Annotated in this window: 13 protein-coding genes; 11 read left to right on the plus strand and 2 right to left on the minus strand. The window is 62.3% G+C overall.

What is annotated here, in order from left to right:
• Positions 1–75 precede the first annotated feature (75 nt).
• The 8 genes from betI to mnmH all read left to right on the plus strand — a co-directional run bounded on the left by betI (position 76) and on the right by mnmH (position 9332).
• Entirely contained in the window at positions 76–672 is a 597-nt protein-coding gene (gene betI, locus MGEO_RS17255; RefSeq protein WP_085640677.1) for a choline-binding transcriptional repressor BetI, read from the plus strand.
• A complete protein-coding gene (gene betB, locus MGEO_RS17260; RefSeq protein WP_085640679.1) occupies positions 669–2126 on the plus strand; it encodes a betaine-aldehyde dehydrogenase in 1458 nt (485 codons plus the stop codon). Before betI ends, betB begins: the two co-directional genes overlap by 4 nt.
• A gap of 9 nt (positions 2127–2135) precedes the next feature.
• Positions 2136–3794, plus strand: a complete 1659-nt coding sequence (betA, locus tag MGEO_RS17265; RefSeq protein ID WP_085640681.1) for a choline dehydrogenase — start codon at positions 2136–2138, stop codon at positions 3792–3794.
• A 213-nt stretch (positions 3795–4007) separates the two neighbouring features.
• Positions 4008–4631, plus strand: coding sequence for a paraquat-inducible protein A (locus tag MGEO_RS17270; RefSeq protein ID WP_085640756.1), 624 nt, complete (start codon positions 4008–4010; stop codon positions 4629–4631).
• Positions 4598–5233, plus strand: a complete 636-nt coding sequence (locus tag MGEO_RS17275; protein WP_085640683.1) for a paraquat-inducible protein A — start codon at positions 4598–4600, stop codon at positions 5231–5233. The genes MGEO_RS17270 and MGEO_RS17275 overlap by 34 nt, the downstream gene beginning before the upstream one ends.
• A gap of 20 nt (positions 5234–5253) precedes the next feature.
• Complete coding sequence (locus tag MGEO_RS17280; protein ID WP_085640685.1) at positions 5254–7683, plus strand: PqiB family protein; 2430 nt, start codon at positions 5254–5256, stop codon at positions 7681–7683.
• A gap of 15 nt (positions 7684–7698) precedes the next feature.
• Positions 7699–8271 (plus strand): PqiC family protein, encoded by a 573-nt coding sequence (locus tag MGEO_RS17285; protein WP_233139974.1) that lies wholly within the window; start codon positions 7699–7701, stop codon positions 8269–8271.
• 5 nt (positions 8272–8276) lie between these two features.
• Complete coding sequence (mnmH, locus tag MGEO_RS17290; protein ID WP_085640687.1) at positions 8277–9332, plus strand: tRNA 2-selenouridine(34) synthase MnmH; 1056 nt, start codon at positions 8277–8279, stop codon at positions 9330–9332.
• Here the strand turns inward: mnmH and selD are convergent.
• Positions 9314–11482 carry a selenide, water dikinase SelD gene (selD, locus tag MGEO_RS17295; RefSeq protein ID WP_085640689.1) on the minus strand — a complete coding sequence of 723 codons (2169 nt, stop codon included), beginning with the start codon at positions 11480–11482 and terminating at the stop codon, positions 9314–9316. The two genes, mnmH and selD, sit on opposite strands and share 19 nt — an antisense overlap.
• Before the next feature lie 195 nt (positions 11483–11677).
• The gene (locus MGEO_RS17300; RefSeq protein ID WP_085640691.1) at positions 11678–13084 is read right to left on the minus strand and encodes a helix-turn-helix domain-containing protein; all 1407 of its coding nucleotides are present in this window, start codon (positions 13082–13084) and stop codon (positions 11678–11680) included.
• Between the two features lie 165 nt (positions 13085–13249).
• On the opposite strand from MGEO_RS17300, the gene MGEO_RS17305 reads away from it, so the two are divergent.
• From MGEO_RS17305 to MGEO_RS17315, 3 genes are all read left to right on the plus strand, one after another.
• A complete protein-coding gene (locus tag MGEO_RS17305; RefSeq protein ID WP_085640693.1) occupies positions 13250–14239 on the plus strand; it encodes a Bug family tripartite tricarboxylate transporter substrate binding protein in 990 nt (329 codons plus the stop codon).
• A 116-nt stretch (positions 14240–14355) separates the two neighbouring features.
• Positions 14356–14844 carry a tripartite tricarboxylate transporter TctB family protein gene (locus tag MGEO_RS17310; RefSeq protein ID WP_085640695.1) on the plus strand — a complete coding sequence of 163 codons (489 nt, stop codon included), beginning with the start codon at positions 14356–14358 and terminating at the stop codon, positions 14842–14844.
• A 15-nt stretch (positions 14845–14859) separates the two neighbouring features.
• Positions 14860–16377, plus strand: a complete 1518-nt coding sequence (locus tag MGEO_RS17315; RefSeq protein ID WP_085640697.1) for a tripartite tricarboxylate transporter permease — start codon at positions 14860–14862, stop codon at positions 16375–16377.
• Positions 16378–16386 lie beyond the last annotated feature (9 nt).

Below are 16386 nucleotides of genomic sequence, written 5' to 3' on the forward strand. Positions count from 1 at the left end.
TTTTTGTTGATTGACGAGTCAATTAAAAACGCCATACGGTCCGGCACGTCAAACACTATTTTGTCGAGGTCGAACGTGCCGAAGCTCGGAATGGAGCCTATACGCCGCGAGGCGTTGGTGAAAGCGACGATTGCCGAGATCGGGCAGGCGGGGTCATTGGACGTGACCGTGGCCCAGATTGCGCGCCGTGCCGGCATGTCCTCTGCGCTGGCCCACCATTATTTCGGCGGTAAGGACCAGATCTTTCTCGCCGCAATGCGCCATACGCTCAGCCTTTATGGGGCGGAGGTGCGCGGCGCGCTGGCGATGGCCCAAGGGCCAAGAGCGCGTGCCGAAGCGATCATCCGCGCCGGGTTCACCCAGTCGAACTTCAGGCGCGAAGTCGTTGCGGCGTGGTTGAATTTTTATGTTCTCGCGCAGTCCGACGATGAGGCGCGGCGCCTGTTGGGCGTCTATCAGCGCAGGCTTCATTCGAACCTCGTTTACAATCTGCGCGCGCTTGTCGGGCCGCGCGCGGCCGAGGTCGCGCTGCGCATCGCGGGCCTGATCGATGGCCTTTATCTCCGCGAAGCGCTCAGCAAGGACGCGCCGTCCGGCGATGAGGCCACGCGTCAGGTTCTCACGCTGCTCGACCACGAAATCACCCATGCGGACAGGGAGCCGACATCATGAGTTACGACACCCAGCCCAAAGCCAGCCATTTCATCGATGGCGCGTATGTCGAAGACACGACTGGGACGCCGATTCCCGTGATTTACCCCGCAACCGGCGAACAGATCGCGACCGTTTATGCCGCGACTCCAGCCATTGTGGATAAGGCACTCGCCGCGGCGCATCGTGCGCAAAAGGCATGGGCTGCGATGTCGGGCACCGAGCGGGGTCGCATTCTCCGGCGGGCTGCCGACATGATGCGCGAGCGCAATCACGATCTGTCGGTACTGGAAACCTACGACACCGGCAAACCCTATCAGGAAACCATCGCCGTCGACGCCACCAGCGGCGCCGATGCGCTGGAGTATTTCGGCGGTCTCGCAGGCAGCCTGACCGGTGAACACATCCAGCTTGGCGAAGACTGGGTCTACACGCGCCGCGAGCCGCTGGGTGTCTGCGTCGGTATCGGCGCGTGGAACTATCCGACCCAGATCGCCTGTTGGAAAGGCGCGCCCGCTTTGGCCTGCGGAAACGCAATGGTCTTCAAACCGTCCGAGACAACACCGCTCTGTGCGCTCAAGGTGGCCGAGATCCTGCACGAGGCGGGCCTGCCTGCGGGTATCTACAACGTGGTTCAGGGGCTGGGCGAGGTCGGCGCGTCGCTTGTCACCGATCCACGCGTGGCCAAGGTGTCGCTGACCGGTTCTGTACCAACTGGTAAAAAAGTCTACGCCGCCGCTGCTGAGCAGATGAAGCATGTGACGATGGAACTGGGCGGCAAATCTCCTTTGCTGATCTTTGACGATGCCGATCTGGAAAACGCGGTGGGTGGCGCGATCCTCGGCAATTTCTATTCCTCGGGTCAGGTCTGTTCGAACGGGACGCGGGTATTTGTGCAGAAGGGTATTAAAGAAGCGTTTCTGAAACGGTTGACGGAACGCCTTTCGACAGCCGTGGTTGGCGATCCTCTGGATGAGGCGACCAATTTCGGGCCGATGGTTTCCGAAAAACAGATGAAAATCGTCCTCGATTATATTGAAAAAGGCGAAAATGAAGGCGCGCGTCTGGTCGCCGGGGGGCGGCGCTTGAATCGGGATGGCTTCTATCTGCAGCCCACTGTTTTTGCAGATGTAAAAGACGATATGATCATTGCGCGCGAAGAGATTTTCGGCCCGGTCATGGCGGTTCTTGATTTCGAGACCGAAGAAGAGGCGATAACCCGCGCCAATTCCACGGAATTTGGTCTGTCAGCAGGGGTGTTCACCCGCGATCTGTCCCGCGCGCATCGGGTGATTGCGCAGCTTGAAGCGGGCAGTTGCTTCATCAATTCCTACAACGACGCCCCCGTTGAAGCCCCGTTTGGCGGAACGAAAATGTCCGGCGTCGGGCGGGAAAACTCCAAGGCTGCAATCAACCATTACAGCGAAATGAAATCCGTCTACGTCCGCATGGGCGACGTTGAAGCCCCGTTCTAAGGCTCTGATATGAATGCTGATTACGTCATCGTGGGCGCAGGCTCCGCAGGCTGCGCACTGGCTTACCGCTTGTCCGAGGCAGGACGCTCGGTGATCGTCATCGAACATGGCGGCACCGACGCAGGACCGTTCATCCAGATGCCAGGTGCGCTCAGCTATCCGATGAACATGAAGCGTTACGATTGGGGGTTCCGGACAGAACCCGAGCCGCATCTTGGCGGTCGCCGTCTGGCCTGCCCGCGGGGCAAGGTGATCGGAGGGTCATCTTCGATCAACGGCATGATCTACGTTCGCGGCCACGCGCGCGATTATGACCACTGGCGTGACCAGGGCGCATCAGGCTGGGGGTATGCGGACGTTTTGCCGTATTTCCAACGTCTTGAGAGCTGGCATTCAGGTGGTCACGGTGGTGACCCGGCGTGGAGGGGCCGTCATGGTCCGCTTCATGTCACGCGAGGTGCCCGTGAAAACCCGCTCACCCGCGCCTTCGTCGAAGCCGGATCGCAGGCAGGTTATGCGGTCACCGGGGATTATAACGGTCATCAGCAGGAAGGTGTCGGCCCGTTTGACATGACGGTTTGGCAGGGTGAGCGCTGGTCTGCGGCCAAGGCGTATCTCCGGCCCGCACTGAAGCGCGAAAACTGCAATCTTGTCAGAAGCTTTGCGCGCAGAGTGATCATCGAGAACAAGCGCGCCGTTGGTATTGAGATCGAACAAGGTGGTGAGATCAGGGTGATCCGTGCCGATGTTGAAGTGATACTTGCAGCATCTGCTATCAACTCGCCGAAATTGTTGATGCTTTCTGGAATTGGTCCGGCGCGGCATCTGCGGGACAATGGTGTCGAGGTGGTCGCGGACCGACCCGGTGTGGGTCAGAATCTGCAGGACCATCTCGAAGTCTACGTGCAGGCCGCGGCGAGCCAGCCTGTCAGCCTGTTCAAATACTGGAACCTGCTTGGCAAAGCCTATGTCGGCGCGCGCTGGCTTTTCACCAAAACCGGGCCCGGTGCGACCAACCAGTTTGAATCATGTGGTTTTCTCCGGTCCCGTGCCGGGGTGGACTACCCGGACCTTCAGATCCATTTTCTGCCCATCGCCGTGCGTTATGATGGTCAGGCCGCCGCCGAGGGTCATGGGTTTCAGGCGCATGTTGGGCCGATGCGGTCGCCCTCGCGCGGCGAAATCACGTTGCGCTCTGGGGATCCGAAGGAAGACCCGCGCATATTCTTCAACTACATGAGCCACACGGAGGATTGGGTCGATTTCCGTCAGGGCATACGGCTTGTCCGGGAGATCTTCCATCAAGAGGCTTTCAAGCCCTATTTCAAGCACGAAATCCAACCCGGAGATGACGCGCAAAGCGATGAAAGTCTTGATGAATTCATTCGGGATCATGCGGAAAGCGCCTATCATCCCTGCGGCACCTGCAAGATGGGGGCGGCGGACGATCCCATGGCCGTTGTGGACCCGGAGACGCGCGTGATCGGTGTCGAGAGCCTCAGGGTTGCGGACAGCTCGATCTTTCCGCGCATCACCAATGGCAACCTCAATGCGCCGTCCATCCTCGTTGGAGAAAAGGCTTCGGATCATATTCTCGGAAAGTCCCCCTTGCCGCTGGACAACCGGGAGCCCTGGATTCACCCGGACTGGCGGACCGCGCAGCGGTAAGCCGGGCACTCGCGGAGTGCCGCCCTGGGGCAATTGGTTTGCGGCGCGGATGCTGTTGCGCGTACCCCGAGGCACGAACGGGGCGCGGCTTCTGATGACTTGATGATCAGTCTCGCCCCCTTTTTTGACAACAGCCCGGAACCGGTCCGGCAGCCGCTGCGTTTCCGGGCCAATCGCCTGTCACCTGTCGCAAGGATCGCGTATCAAACGGCTATGACCGACTCGGTGTCCGACCTCATTGCCTGCCCCAAATGCGATGTGCTGCATAAGCTGCCGCAGCTGGAGAAGGGCGCGCAGGCGAAATGCGTCCGCTGCGGGACGGTTCTGATGGCGCCACGCGACGGCGCAATGACGCGGATCGTGATGCTGTCGATCACGGCGCTCATCCTGATGATCGCGGCGGTGTTTTTCCCGTTCCTGGAACTGAGTGTCAAGGGGCTGGGGCGGAAGAGCTCGGTTTTCGATGCCATTCTGGCATTTTCGGAAGGGCTTATGCTGCCGCTGTCCTTTGCGGTGGCGGCGCTGATCGTAGTGTTGCCCGTGACGCGTTTCCTCGCGCTGATCTATGTGTTTGCGCCGATGGCGCTGGGCTGGGCGCCGGCGCGACAGGCGCGCGAGGTGTTCAAGCTGGCAGAGGCGATCCGCCCTTGGGCCATGGCCGAAGTGTTCATCATCGGCGTGGCCGTGGCGCTGGTCAAAGTGGCGGGTCTCGCGCAGGTGACGCTTGGGCCTGCCTTCTGGGCCTTTGTCGGTCTCGTGATCATCACGGTTCTCAAGGATAATTTCATGTGTCGGGTGACGGTATGGCAAACGCTGAACGCGCGCAGCCAGTCGTAACCGCGCGCGCCGCCGGGCTGGTGGGCTGCGCAGAATGCGGCCACGTGTTTCCGGTCGGTGCCGAGCGATGCAGGGTCTGTGGAACGCGGCTGGTCAGCCGGGACATGGCCAGCCTTCAGAAAGTCTGGGCCTGGCTCTTTGCCGGGATGGTCGTCTACATTCCGGCCAACGTCTATCCGATGCTGCGCACCACGACTTTCGGCCGGACGCAGGAAAGCACAATCGTCGGCGGCGTGTTCGATCTGATCGATCACGGTTCGATCGGAGTGGCACTGATCGTCTTCGTGGCTTCAGTTGTCATTCCGGTGAGCAAGTTCATCGCCATCGCCTATCTGGCGTTGCGCGTGCAGCGTGGACAACCGGGCACGGCGAGCCATTTCCATCTGTACGAATTCGTCGAATTCATCGGTCGCTGGTCGATGATCGACGTATTTGTGGTGGCGATCCTGTCGGCGCTGGTCCAGCTCAATTTCGTCGCGACAATTCACCCCGGAATCGCTGCCGTCAGCTTTGCGCTTTCGGTTGCATTCACCATGATTTCAGCCAATAGCTTCGACCCCAGACTGATCTGGGACGCACCCCGCGAAGGAACACAGCTTTGAGCGATCCAACCCCCGCAGAGATGACAGTTTCCCCTCCGCGCAGGTCCTTCCTGCGCAACCTGTCCTTTGTCTGGCTGGTGCCGTTGTTGGCGCTTGGCGTGTCTCTGGGCATCGCCTGGCAGAGCTTTTCCGACCGGGGCACGCTGATCCAGGTATCCTTCGGCAACGCCTCGGGCGTGGTCGCGGGGGAAACCACGCTGCGCTACCGCGACGTGGTTGTGGGCACCGTGGAAGAGGTGCGTTTCACCGAGGATCTGGGGCGCGTTCTCGTCTACGTCCGGATCGACAACGACGTGGTCCCGTTCATCGACGACGAGGCAGTGTTCTGGGTGGTGCGGCCCGAAGTGTCTGCGCGCGGGATCAGCGGCCTGTCAACGGTGCTGTCGGGGGTGTATATCGAGGGGGCGTGGGACAATGTGCCCGGGACGCTGACCTATGAATTTCAGGGGTCCGACACGCCTCCGTTGAACCAGCCGGGGCGACCGGGGCGGCGGATCACCCTGGCGACGGAAGACGGTACGACGATTTCCTATGGCTCCCCCGTTCTGTTCCGCGGGGTTGAGGTCGGGCGGCTGGAGACTCCGCGCCTGTCCGCCGATGGCCGGTCGGTGCTGGTGGACGCCTTCATCGACGCGCCGCATGACGCACGGCTCAGCCAGGCGACCCGGTTCTGGGACACCTCCGGGTTTGAACTGTCCTTTGGCGCTTCGGGCTTTTCGGTGGATTTCGACAGCCTTGCGTCATTGGTCACGGGCGGGGTCGTCTTCGACAACCTGTATGATGACGGTGAGCCGCTGACGCCGGGCTACGTCTTCACGCTCTACGAGGACGAGGAAGAAGCGCGGCGCAACCGTCTGGTGCGGGGTCCGGCGCGTGGGGTGGCGTTCTCCATCCATTTCGACGAGTCCGTGAACGGGCTCGAGGCTGGGGATGACGTGACCTATCAGGGTCTTGATGTGGGGGTCGTCACCGGGCTGCGGTCGCAGGTTCTCGAAGGGGATTTCGGGCCGGAACTTTCGCTGATCGTGGATGTCGCCATCGACCCGCAGCGCATGGGGCTTCCTGCCGAGGCAGGGACCGAAGAAACCGTGGATTTCTTCCGCTTTGCCGTTGAGACAGGCATGCGCGCGCGCTTGGCGACAGAAAGCCTGCTGTCGAGCGATCTTCGGGTGGAACTGGTCGTGATGGACACCGCCCCCGCCGCGCGGCTGCGCGAGGTCGAGGGTGAGGCGCCGCGTCTGCCGAGCGTCGAGTCCAACCTGTCGGACTTCACCGCCACCGCCGAAGGGGTGCTGGAGCGGATCAATGCGCTGCCCATCGAAGAGGTGATGCAGCAGGCGATCAGCCTGATGGAGGCGTTCGAGCAATTGGCGCGCAACGAAGACTTGCAGCGGGTGCCGGGGTCCGCTGTGGCGCTGCTGGATGACACCCGCGCGCTGGTCGGTAGCGAGGCGATCCAATCCATTCCAGCGCAGATCGAAGCGGCGGTCAATGACCTGACTGCTCTGGTGGCTGAGGTGCGCGAGGGCGGCGCGGTGGAGTCGCTCAACAGCGCATTGGCGCAGCTGGATGAGGCGATGGCCGGGATCAACACCGCATCGCAATCGGCACCGGCCCTGGCCGAAAATCTTGCCAAGCTGACGGAAGAGGACATTCCGGCGGTGCTGGCTGAATTGCAGGGCGTGGCGCAGACCGCGCAGGAGCTGAAGCTGGACGAACTTGTGGCCAGTGCCACGGCGACGCTGAACCGGGTCGATGCTTTGATCGCACAGGAGGCTGTGCAGGGCATCCCGGCGGCTGTCACGGCGGCGATCGAGGATGTGCGCACCATTGTGGCCGATGTGCGCGCCGAGGGCGCGGTACAGGCTTTGGGCTCATCTCTGCGCAATCTGGATCGGGCGATGGCGGATATCAGCGTGGCGTCGCAGGACGCGCCTGCGCTGACGGCGAACCTCCGGCAGATCACCGAGACCGACATCCCCGAATTGCTGACGGAGCTCGAGGCGGTGGCGACAACGGCGAAAGAGCTGGAATTGCAGGCGCTTGTGGACAGCGCGACCAGCACGCTGAACCGTGTGGATGCGCTTGTGGGGTCGCAGGACACGCTGGAATTGCCTGGCACGATCAACGACGCGCTGACCGAGATGCGCCTGGCGCTGACCGAACTGCGCGAGGGCGGTGTGGTCGAGAACCTGAACGCGACGCTGCAATCGGCGTCGGATGCGGCCGGATCGGTGGCGGAGTCGGTGGAAGACCTTCCGCAGCTGACCGCGCGGCTTGAGCGATTGGTGGCCGAGACCGAGACCGTGGTACGGTCGTACGGAGAACGGTCGGATTTCAACACGCAGACGCTGTCGGCGCTGCGCGAGGTGCAGAATGCAGCCAAGGCGATCTCGGAACTGGCGCGCGCGATCGAGCGCAGCCCCAATTCGCTGATCTTCGGGCGCTGAGGAAGGACGAGTAGGATGATGCAGATGAATGTGCGCGCTCTGGCTGTTGTGATGGCGTTGCCGCTTGCGGCCTGCGGTTCTGGCGACAGTGCGCGCTACCTGATCGACGCGCCGGTTTCGGCAACGGGTGAGACCCGCGTATCGGTGCGCAGCGTGGAATTGCGTGACGTGTCGCTGCCCAGCCATGCCTCGGGAGCCGAGATCCTCGTGCGCGACGAGGGCGGCGCGTTGAAGCCTTTGGGCGATGCGGTTTGGGCGGATGACCCCGAGCGTGCCGTGACCGGCACGCTGGCGCAATTGCTCGACACCCGCAGCACGGCGACGGTTTCGGCAGAGCCCTGGCCGCTGCTGGATGGTCCGTCGGCGCGGCTTGATGTGCGGATTGACAAGATGCTGGCCAGCGTGTCGGGCGTGTTCGAGATTACCGGTCAGGCGGCGGTGAGCGCCGTGGACGGACGCCCGCGCGAGCGGGTCGAGCGGTTTGCGATCTCTGTTCCGATCTCCGAGATCACCGCAGCGGCGGTGACCGAAGCGCAGGGCCGCGCTCTTGCGGCGCTGTCAGACGAATTGATTGGGCTTTTGCGCTAGGTTTCATGCCGCTGACCCCATCCAGCCTGACCGAACTGCTCGACCACGGGTATGACACCGTGATCGACGTACGCAGCCCTGCGGAATTCGCCGAGGACCATGTGCCCGGTGCGATCAACCTGCCGGTTCTCGACAACGAGGAACGGGCGCGGGTGGGCACGATGTACAAGCAGGTCAGCCCGTTTGACGCGCGCAAGATCGGGGCGGCCTTGGTGTTTCGCAATGCCGCTCACCATATCGAAACCTCTTTGTCCCATCATGACGGTCGCTGGCGTCCTTTGATCTATTGCTGGCGCGGGGGGCAAAGGTCGGGGTCTTTCGCGTGGCTGCTCAGGGAAATCGGCTGGCGGTCCGACGTGGTTCAGGGCGGGTACAAGACCTATCGGCGGCTTGTGGCGGACATGCTGCATCATAGCCCTCTGCCGTTCCGGTTCGTGCAGCTGGGCGGCTATACCGGCACGGCCAAGACAGAGCTGTTGCCGCTTCTGGCGGCGCGGGGTGTGCAGGTGATCGACCTCGAGGGGCTGGCCAACCATCGCGGGTCGCTTCTGGGGTCGATGGGGGAACAGCCGTCGCAGAAGGCGTTTGAAAGCGCCTTGGCGGGGGTGCTGTGCCGTCTTGATCCGGCGCGGCCCGTGCTGGTGGAGGCGGAGAGCAGCAAGATCGGGCAGATCCTTGTGCCTCCGTCACTGTGGGACGGGATGAAGGTGGCGCCTTGGATCGAGGTGACCGCACCGCTTGAGGCGCGGACGGAGTATTTGCTGCGGGCATATGACGACATCCTGTCGGACCGGCCCACGCTGCACGCCCGCCTTGCCCCGCTCAAGGCGCATCGGGGTGAGGAATTGGTCGCGCAATGGATCGTGTTGAGCGCGGCGGGTGACAAGCGGGCGCTGACGCGGTCGTTGATGGAGGACCATTACGATCTGGCTTACGCCAAGTCGATGAAGGCGATGGCCCCCAATGTGATTGCGCAGGTCGCGGCAGAAGGGTTGACGCCTGCGCATCTGGAACAGGTGGCAACTCAGGTCGAGGCTGCGCTTCAGGCGATGGAGACCTGACCAACCGGACCTGCATGCAGGTGGCCGATGATGGCGCTGTCGGGGTGGCCGTTCTGGCGCAGTGTGTCGACCAGAGCATCCGCCTGATCCACCGGTACAGCGGCCAGAAGCCCACCACCGGTTTGCGGATCAAAGAGCAATCGGCTGTGCGGGCTGTCGGGGATGTTTGAAAATCCGGCGCGATTGTTCGCGTAAAGCGAAGAATGTTCTCCGCGTTCGGACAGGACCAGCGCGCCGGGCAGGAGCGGGATGGTGTCAAGCGTCAGGGTGGCTGACAGGCCAGAGGCGATGCAGATGTTCTGCGTGTGCCCTGCAAGGCCGAATCCGGTGAGGTCGGTCATCGCCTGCGCCACGTCGCGCAGGATGTGGGCTGCGGTTTTCTGGCCCTGCTGCATCGTATCCAGCGCGCCCGCAACGTCTGCACCGCGCGCTTTGCCGGACATCAGGGCTGCCATGATCACGCCGGTGCCAATGGATTTGGTGAGGATGAGCGCTGCGCCGTCCTGCGCTCCGCCAAGTGTGATCGCATCCCGGTCGAGCAATCCCGTGACGGCGAGGCCGATGGTCAGTTCGTCGCCCAGTGTGCTGTGGCCGCCGACGATATCGGCACCGGCATCTTGCAGGATGGTCTGGGCCGAAGTGAGGATCTCGGTCAGGGTGCGTTCGGCCAGTGGTTCAGACAGGCGCGGCAGGGTGATCGACAGGGTCGCCGCCTGCGGGTTCGCGCCCATCGCCCAGATGTCGCCCAGCGCGTGATGGGTCGCGATGCGGGCCATCACGGCAGGATCGGACCAGAAGCTGCGCAGATGGTCCGTGGTAAAGACCTGCCGCGCACCGCCTGTCAGAAGAAGCGCTGCGTCATCGCCGGGGAGCGGCGTGATGTCGGCGCGCTGGGCGGGTTTCAGCGTGGCAAGGGATTTCGACAGTGCATCGCGCCCCAGTTTCGCGCCACAGCCACCGCAAAGCGGTTTCGGGCCCATCGCCTGCTGAACGCCTTTGGCGCGGGGATAGGGCAGGGGCGGTGTGGGCATCTTGGGCAGGTCATCGAACTGGTCCATGAACTTGCGGTCGATGCGGTCTTTCCAGTCCCACACCCAAGGGCCGGTAAAGGTGAGGCCGAAGCGATCGCCCAGCGCCGACTTTTTCCCGAGCGAGATAAGCTTCAGGTAATCTTTCTGTGGCACGTAGGTCTTGAGCGGACCACCCGAGAGAGCGGAGGCAAGATTATGGAATAGAACCGGGGCCTGCCGCACGGCATAGACACCCGCCTTGGGCCGCGGGGCCTGGGCCATATGTGCACAGTCGCCGACAGCAAAGATGCGCGCGTCGCTGGTTTGCAGGCGGTCATTGACCGTCAGAAAGCCGTCATGTGTGGTCAGGCCCGTCTCGGCCAGCCAGGGATAGGGGCGTGCGCCAGCAGCGCCGGTGATGAACCGGGCGGTGATGCTGCTGCCGTCGTCGAGGGTGATGGTGTCCTTGCCCAGATGCGTGATCTGCGCGTTCTCGTGCAGCACGATGTTGAGCGCCTTGATGGCAGCGCGCAGTTGGGTGGCGCTTTTTGCGGGTAGGGCCGTCAGGGCCGTGGCGTTGTCGATCAGGTGGATCGTGGCGTGGCGTTTGCGCTGCTTGAGCGCGTGGGCCATCGCCATCGCCAGTTCCGCGCCCGCAACGCCGCCGCCGATGACGGCAACCGTGGCCGGACCTGTGCCATTGCGGAACGCGTCCCATTGCGCGGCGAAGGGGCCGAGCGGTTTGGCGGGCACGGCATGGTCGGGAAAACCGGGCAGGTCGGGCATGTCCGAGGTGATGCCGACATCGACCGAGGCGACATCGAACCCGATGGGCGGGTGGGTGTCGGTCTGGATCAGACCACGGGCCGGGTCTATGCCGGTGACCGATCCGAGGATCAGGCAGGCATTGGCGGCCTGGGCGAGTCGGACAAGGTCGATATCAAGCTGATCGCGGCTGTAGTGACCCGCGACAAAACCGGGGAGCATACCTGAATAGGGGGCTGTCGGGCCGGGGTTGATCAGCGTGAGGCGCGCGCCGGGCAGCGGCTTCATCGCCCATTTGCGGAGCACCAGCGCATGGGTGTGGCCGCCGCCGATGAGGACGAGATCTTGGGTCAGGGGCAGGGGCGGCTGATGCATGGGTTTGGTCCTTTGATGGTCTGGCGTGGCTTACCACGCAGGGGCGTCCGCGCCCATGCGACGGGTGATCAACTTTTGATCACATCCGGGTCTGGCGGTTTGAGGCCTTTTTCCAAGGCGTCCTTGACGGGGGCGTCCGGGGAAACCGTTACAAGAGCGGACGTGTCGGGTGCGCGTTTGCGGTTGTGCTGGTGGTCAGCTCTCGTAGCGTGTCTGTCCGCGACGGTTGGCGTCGACGGGCAGGGTCACGTGCAAAGGTTGGTGTGCGCGCTGCGGGCAGGCGGTGCGGGGGCAGACATGGCAGCTTGTGCCGATCTGGGCAAAAAGCGTCTTGTCGTCCATGTTGAAGCGCTGGGCGTAACCCACCTGGTGCGCCTGATCGATGTCGCACCCTATGGCGACGACAAGACGGCGCTCCTGCAACCGTGCGCCCACCACTGGCCGGTCCGAGGTGCGCGACAGAGTGAAGAACCGTCCACCGTCGGGCATCTCGACGAATTGCGGGAGCAGCTGTCCCGGCACCTGAAACGCGCCGTGAATGTCCCAGACCGGGCAGGCGCCGCCCTCTTCGGCCAGCGAGATCGTGGTGGCGTTGAAGCGTTTGGACACGTTGCCCGCGCGGTCGACCCGAAGAAAGAAAAACGGGATGCCGCGCTGGCCGTCGCGTTGCAGGGTGGTGAGCCGCTGGCAGACCATTTCGAAGCTGACGCCAAAGCCGGAAATGATGCGGTCAATATCGTATCGCGTGGCCTCGGCCAGTGTCAGGAATTCGGTGTAGGGCATCAAAAGCGCAGCGGCGAAGTAGTTGGTCAGTTCCACCGTCAGGCGCGCTCGGCCGGCGTCTTCCGTTATGCCGCTGGCCGCAACATAGCTTTGCACGGTCTCGCGCGCTTCGAGCAGGCCAATGACGTGGGCGAGCTGGAACACCCGGTTGGGGTGATCCAGCGCCTCGGACAGATGAACGATACCATCGGTTTCGCGGAACAGCCGCAAGGCGCCGGGCATGTCGGAGAGTTTCTGTACCGTGCAGGTGACGCTGTGTTCGAGGCGCAGGTGGCGTTTGAGCAGGGCGTACATGTCGTCATGCGACCCGCCCAGCCGCGCGCGCAGGTCTTCGGCCTGCCGCTCCAGCGGGTCGAAATGATTCTCGTGGGCGCGGAACACGTCGTGGATCGCGGTCTCAGGAGTCTTGAAACGCAGGTCGCCGCCATCGGTCTGTCCGGCGAGGCGGCGGAACTGTTCGGCCATAGAGCGATGCGCCTGATGCAGGTGCAGGAATCGGTCGACAAGAGTGGGCGCATGATCGAGCGCACCACGCAGTTCGGTCAGGTCAGGCGGGTCGTCTCCGAAGACCGGGTCGCGTACGGCCGCGCGCAGATCGGCCAGCTTGGTCGCCTCGGTATTGGTGACAAGGCTGCGCATATCGATACCGTAGGCTTCGGTCAGGGCGACGAGCACCTGTACCGACAGGCTGCGCTGATTGTTTTCCAGCAAGTTTACATAGGCCGGCGAGATGCCAAGCCTCTGGGCCATCTCGGCCTGCGTATGCTTGTTCTGGCGGCGCAACTGGCGGAGTTGGGGGCCAACAAAGGTCTTGCTCATGTTTACAAATTTACAATTTATTATTTTGTTAATGCAAGAATTAACTCCATGACCCTTATGCGCGTGAAATTTTATTTCGTCCAGATATCTATTTCTCAAGTCCGAGGGAGGAGTGGCGGCATCTGTCGCTTACAGGAGCGGGCTTTTTGATCGGGAGGATATTACATGATCTACAAAATGACACGTCGCGCTGCGCTGGCAGGGGTCGCATCGGTTGCGATGATTGCAGCAGGAGCCACATCGGCACTTGCCGAAGGCTGGAAGCCGCAGAAGCCGATTGAAATGGTCATCATGGCCGGTCAGGGCGGCGGCGCAGACCGCCTGGCGCGCCTGTTCCAGTCGATCATCCAGAAAGAAAACCTTGCCTCGATGCCGGTTCTGCCGGTGAACAAGGGTGGCGGTTCCGGCGCCGAGGCTCTGCGCTATCTCAAGGACAGCGAGGGCGACGCGCACAAGATCATGGCGACGCTGAACAGCTACTACACCACGCCGCTGCGCACCGATATCGGGGTCGATATCGAAGAGTTCACACCGATCGCGCGAATGGCGCTTGATACGTTCGTGCTGTGGGTCAATGCCGACAGCGATATTCAGACGCTGGATGATTACGTGGCCGCGGTCAAAGCATCGGGCGGTGAGTGGAAGATGGGTGGCACCGGCACCGGGCAGGAAGACAGCCTCGTGACCGCGATGCTGGAAAAGGAATTCGACATCAAGGTAACCTACGTGCCCTTCAAAGGCGGCGGCGATGTGGCGAAAAACCTTGTTGGCGGTCATATCGACAGCACGGTGAACAACCCCTCCGAAGCGCTGGGCTTCTACCAGGCAGGGAAGGTGCGCCCGATTGTGGCCTTCACCCCGAACCGGATTGACGTGTTCCCGGACACGCCGACCGCGACCGAACTCGGCCACGACATCGTTTACTGGATGCAGCGGTCCTTCGTGGCGCCAAAGGACATGCCGGCGGAAGCGGTTGCCTACTACACCGAGATGTTCCAGAAGCTGTCCGAAACCGAAGAGTGGCAGACCTACACCAAGGACAAGGCTCTGATGGCGGACTTCCTGACCGGAGACGAGCTTCAGGCCTATTTTCTCGAAGAGCGGAACAAACACGCTGCCATCCTTGCCGACATGGAAGGCGACGGGTCTTCGTAAGCGGCTTTGCTGAGAGCCAAAGCACGTGAGAGTGGCCGGGGTGTGCGTTTGTCCCGGCCCTTTCGACCAACCGGACAGGGTGATCCGGAGATATCATACATACTGGGGAGACTGCGATGCTTGTTGCGGACAGAGTGATCGCCATCGCCATCATGGCGCTATCCGCCTATTTCATGTGGCACGCCACGGAACTGCCGATCGGTTGGAACGGCATGACAGGTGGACCGGGGGGCGGCGCGTTTCCATTCTGGCTGTCTCTGGTCATGCTGCTGGCTGCCGGGGGCATTTTTGTCCGCAGCCTTGGTGAAGATCATGGCGGGCAGTCGTTCTTCGACGGGGTGATGCTCAAATCCGTGATTTCGGTCGTGATCGCGCTGTTCGCGACAATCGCGCTGATCCCGGTGGCCGGTGCGTATATCGCCATCCCGCTGTTCATGTTCTGGTACGTCAGGATTTTCGGTCGCCATTCGTGGTTCCTGACCGGTTGCCTGGCACTTGGGACGCCGGTTTTCCTGTTCTTCTTCTTCGAAGTGACACTGAAAATCCTGCTTCCCAAGGGCTTTACGGAGCCGCTTTTCTTCCCGCTTTACGCAATGTTCTTCTGATCCGGGGCTGAGACTATGGACACGCTGGCACTTCTTGCGGACGGCTTTGCAACCTCGCTTTCCCCGCTCAATCTGATGATTGTGATCCTTGGGGTCACGGCGGGGCTGTTTATCGGCGCGATGCCGGGTTTGGGTTCGGTGAACGGGGTGGCCATCGTGCTGCCGCTGACCTTCATCGTGCCGCCCAGTTCCGCGATCATCCTTCTTGCCGCGATCTACTACGGGGCGATGTACGGCGGCGCGATTTCGTCTATCCTTCTTGGAATACCCGGGGCCTCAACAGCCGTTGCGACCACGTTCGACGGGCGACCGATGGCACAACAGGGCAAAGCGGGGCTGGCGCTGATCGCCGCTGCGGTTGCGTCCTTCATAGGAGGCACGCTGTCGGTTGTGCTGTTCACGCTGTTTGCCGTGCCTCTGGCCGATCTTGCGCTGGCGTTCGGCCCTGCCGAGGAATTCGCACTGGTTCTGATGGCGTTCACCACCTTTGTTGGCCTTGGCGGAGATGACGTTCTCAAGACCATTGTCATGATCTGCCTCGGGCTGGTGCTGAGCACCGTCGGTCTTGACCTCATCTCGGGACAGCCGCGCCTGATCTTCGGTGATCTGCCGGGGTTCTTTTCGGGGATCAGTTTCCTTGTGCTGGCGATTGGGGTCTACGGGATCGGGGAGATCCTTTACACGCTCGAAACCTCGCGGACCGCGCCACAGGTGACGCCTGCGCGCATTACCCTCAAGGAACTAAGCGCAGGGATGCGCGCGATGAACCGCCTTTGGAAGACCATGAGTCTCGGATCCTTCCTCGGCTTCTTCGTCGGGATGCTGCCCGCGGCGGGGGCGACCCCGGCGGCATTGATGGCCTACGGCATTGCCCGGTCGACCTCGAAAGAGCCGCACACGTTCGGCAAGGGCAACATCGAAGGCGTGGCTGCGCCTGAGACCGCGAACAACGCGGCATCGACCGGGTCTTTGCTTCCCATGCTGACGTTGGGTATTCCGGGCTCGCCCACAACTGCGCTTCTGTTGGGCGGTATGGTGATGTGGGGACTGATGCCCGGCCCGATGCTGTTCATCGAGCAGCCGGATTTCGTCTGGGGCCTGATTTCGTCGCTCTACACCGCGAACTTTGCCGCCGTGGCGATCAATATCGCGCTGATCCCGCTCTTTGTCTGGGCGCTTCGGATGCCATTTACCGTGCTGTGCGCCATCGTGATCGTGCTCTGCATCGTCGGTGGCTTTGCCCCGAGCCAGAAAATGCATGATGTCTGGCTCATCGCGGGCTTTGGCGTAGCGGGGTATCTGCTGCGCAAGGCAGACTACCCGCTGGCCCCCCTGGTGTTGGCGCTTGTTCTTGGCCCGTTGATGGAAAAGAGCTTCCGTCAGACCCTGATCGCAGAGCAGGGAAATGTCCTCGCGTTCATCGAACGACCGCTCTCTGGCACATTTATTGCACTGGCAGCGCTTTTCTTTGTGCTTCCGCTGGTTAAGTATCTGCGCAAGGGAGGATCCCGGAGCATCGCTCCGGCGGAGTGAACTGAACAT

Origin of the sequence: Marivita geojedonensis (assembly GCF_002115805.1) — a bacterium.
GTDB lineage: Bacteria > Pseudomonadota > Alphaproteobacteria > Rhodobacterales > Rhodobacteraceae > Marivita > Marivita geojedonensis.